At 47.6% G+C, this 3,176-nt stretch carries 2 protein-coding genes and 1 pseudogene; all 3 read left to right on the top strand.

Going from position 1 to position 3,176, the window contains the following annotated elements; all coding sequences use genetic code 11:
• A partial coding sequence (locus tag ACN0IC_RS14740) for a flavin-containing monooxygenase (protein WP_416879536.1) occupies window positions 1–1,589 on the top strand: 1,589 nt, incomplete at its 5' end.
• A complete protein-coding gene (locus ACN0IC_RS14735; protein WP_007150481.1) occupies window positions 1,589–2,545 on the top strand; it encodes a sulfite exporter TauE/SafE family protein in 957 nt (318 codons plus the stop codon). The genes ACN0IC_RS14740 and ACN0IC_RS14735, both read left to right, overlap by 1 nt.
• 47 nt (window positions 2,546–2,592) lie before the next feature.
• A pseudogene (locus tag ACN0IC_RS14730) lies at window positions 2,593–3,176 on the top strand (hypothetical protein); the annotation flags it as partial.

Here is a 3,176-nt window from a genome sequence, read left to right as displayed (position 1 = left end):
CTAGGCGGTTTGTGTTCATTATGGGAAGAATGAATATGGAATCTTCAGACAATATCTATGAGTGTATTGTTGTTGGTGCTGGCCCTGGTGGCATCGTTGCCACGAAAGAGTTGTTGGAGAACGGATTCGACAACGTGCTCTGCCTGGAACAGTCCGGTGGCATTGGTGGGGTCTTTGCAAAAGGGTATGACAATCTTGAATTAACGTCTTCGGCAACTTTCAGTATGTTCTCTGATTTTCTTAACAAGCCAGGAGAAGAAAACCATTTCTGGTCAAAAGAAGAGGCCGTGTCTTACTGGAAACGATATGCGGATCGATTTGATGTAACTCAAAAAATACTCTTTGACACCAAAGTGACCAAGGTAAGCCGCAAGGATGAGGGGGAATGGGTTCTGGAAACGAATTCCCAGGCGTTTCTGGCCAGGAGGATTGTTCTGGCTACCGGAAACAATAGCGCTGAAAGTTATCCTGGTTGGACTGAAAAATTAACTGATATCGATTATTCGCATTCAAAGAAATATAAAAACGCAAGTCAGTATGCCGGGAAAAGGGTCCTGGTGGTCGGGGGCGGGGAGTCAGCTTCAGATATTGCTCTTGAGGTTTCTCAGGTTGCTGATCAGTGCTGGATAAGCTTAAGGGAAAGTGCCGGCTGGGTCGTGCCTAGAAAACGTGGAAAGTATGCCACTGATATTTCAACGCACAGAGGTGTATGGGATCTTCCTCGTCACTATGGGGCTTATTTTACTCGACGTTCAATTGAAATTGAAAAATCAAAGAATGACCCTCTTTTCGATGCTGTTGCGATGCTCAATAGCCGTATTCCCGACCCAAAAGGAATATGGAGTACTTATGGAACAAAGACCATAGCGCTCGCGGAGGCGATAGCTCATTACAACTGTAAAGTTGTTGAGGAAGTCACGGAGGTTGAAGACGGCGGTAAACATCTGGTTTGTGCTGATGGAATGAGACTGGAAGATATTGATGCTGTTGTCTTTTCGACAGGCTATAAAAACATCACCAATTTCATGCCTGAAGAATACCGTCAGTGCGACCCCAGGCATCTTTACAAGCATATGATCCATAAAGATATGGGTGAGTCACTGTGTTGGATCGGCGTCGCCAGGCCTGGCTTTGGAAGCCAGTTTCCAATAATGGAGATGCAGGCGCGGTATTTTGCGCTGCTTTGTGCGGGTCGGTTGAAGCTGCCTGACGAAGCGGCTATGACGGAATCAATAAAGCAGGACTATGAGGACAACATGGCGCAGTTTGGCAAAAACGCAAAACGGATCCGGAGCCTGGTGGATTACTTCAGGTACATGGATGGCCTTGCCGACATCATCGGCTGCAAGCCACCGTTAAAGGAATATTTTAGGCGTCACCCGCTTATCTGGCTAACTATTATGTATGGCCCGACTCAGGCTACCCAGTATCGGTTAGTCGGCCCAGGAAGCAAGAAAAGGGAGGCACACAAAATAATAAAGCAGTTGCCAGTGAGCAAGTTCAACAATGTGGTAAAGATTGGCTTCAGGATGCGTTTGGCCCATGCGCTGGACTCGATTAACGGTTTTGCTCAACAGAAGCTTCTGTGATGAATATTCGAGTCGCTGACATAAGGAAAAGTGTCCTTATTATTCCCAATATTGGGAATTTGACAGTAATGCGTATCGTTTTTTATATGCTTAGCTGTGTCATTCTTTTTAGTCTTGGTGAGTCCATGCTGAGCCAACAGCCAGCAGATGAATCCTTCATGACCGGTCGTGCTTTATTGTTCTTCTTAATGGGTATTGCTGGTGCGACCATTGCCAGCTCTACAGGCGCTGGAGGTGGAATTGTCTTTCTGCCGATATTTATCAGCCAAGGGTTTTCCCCGCTCGAATCGTTGTCCACGAGCATTGCGATACAGTGTTTTGGCATGAGCTCCGGCGCCTTGGCATGGGTTCAGTATCAGAATAGTGAAAAGGTAAATTTTCCTAATCAGTGGAAAGGGTTTTATCCAGTTCTTCTGGTCGCTTTACTCTCATCTTGTGCGGGTATTCTTCTGACGCTACGTCTATTGCCCGATCCATATATAGACATAGAACTCCTTTTCTCCGTTTTTTCTTTGTTTGTCGGTTCATACATTCTGGCAAGAACACTAAAAGTTACTGTTGAATTGAAAGGAAGGGAAAGCGCGCTTTCAAGATTGGAGCTGATGGGGCTTGTTCTGGTTAGCTTTTTCGGGGGCGTGATTACAGCATGGATATCAGTGGGTGTCGGGGAGTTGCTGCTGATTTTCCTCATCATTATTGGTGTGCGTCTTAATGTGGCCGTCGCCGTGGCGGTGTGTGTAAGTGCGGTTAGCGTTCTTGCGGCAGTTCCCTACTTTATTTCTAAGCAAGCTATCAGCCTCGATGTCCTGGTTTTCGCTGCTCCAGGCGCGTTGATAGGGGGCTTTCTCGCTCGACATCTGGCGGTGTGGCTCGGAGCACACAAGCTAAAGATCGCCGCTTCCGGATGGATAATATTGAGTTCATTACCATACTTAACGTTTCACTTTATAGATTAGATCTTGATCGTCTCAATGTCTGGGCTTTTAACTAACAGGGGTTTGCAATGGAAATGCGCAGCAAAGTAAGCATAGGGATAATGGTAATCGGGATGGCGTGGATGCCGTTAGACCTCAAGGCCCATGACTTTTCAAGCCAGCGAGTGGATGCTTCCGGTCAGCTTAAGCAGGACTGGTACTGGCAAAAAAACAAAGGACGCGGTCGAGGCCGAGATCACGGACATGGTCATGGTCATGGTCACGGCGGAGGTGGGGATGACAGTGGAAATCATGAGCCTGATATCACTGTGACGTATACCCCCGCAGATGCGCTTGATAACGATTTTGTCACGGAAAGCGGTGAGCTTATCCAGGATATTATCCCGGACCGGGAGATAGCTCGTCTTCATGCTGCCAGTGAGTATCAGACTATTCCGCTGGAGCGGCATCTTTTACCCGCCTACTACTATTTACCTGCCATGAACACGGTTGAAGATTACGTCACAACTGAGGATGAATTCGTCAACATTAACCCGGCTCCTGGTGAGTGGGTGCGCATAATGGAAGGCAAGCGTCACGGCTTCCAGTCAACCACAGTGGGCATTACCTATACCCAGCAAGGTGGCGGCGCGCCGCTGCATACCCATGAAAG

It is taken from the genome of Litorimonas sp., assembly GCA_029936425.1.
Classification (GTDB): domain Bacteria; phylum Pseudomonadota; class Alphaproteobacteria; order Caulobacterales; family Maricaulaceae; genus Litorimonas.
This window is presented reverse-complemented; position numbering and strand designations above follow the sequence as displayed.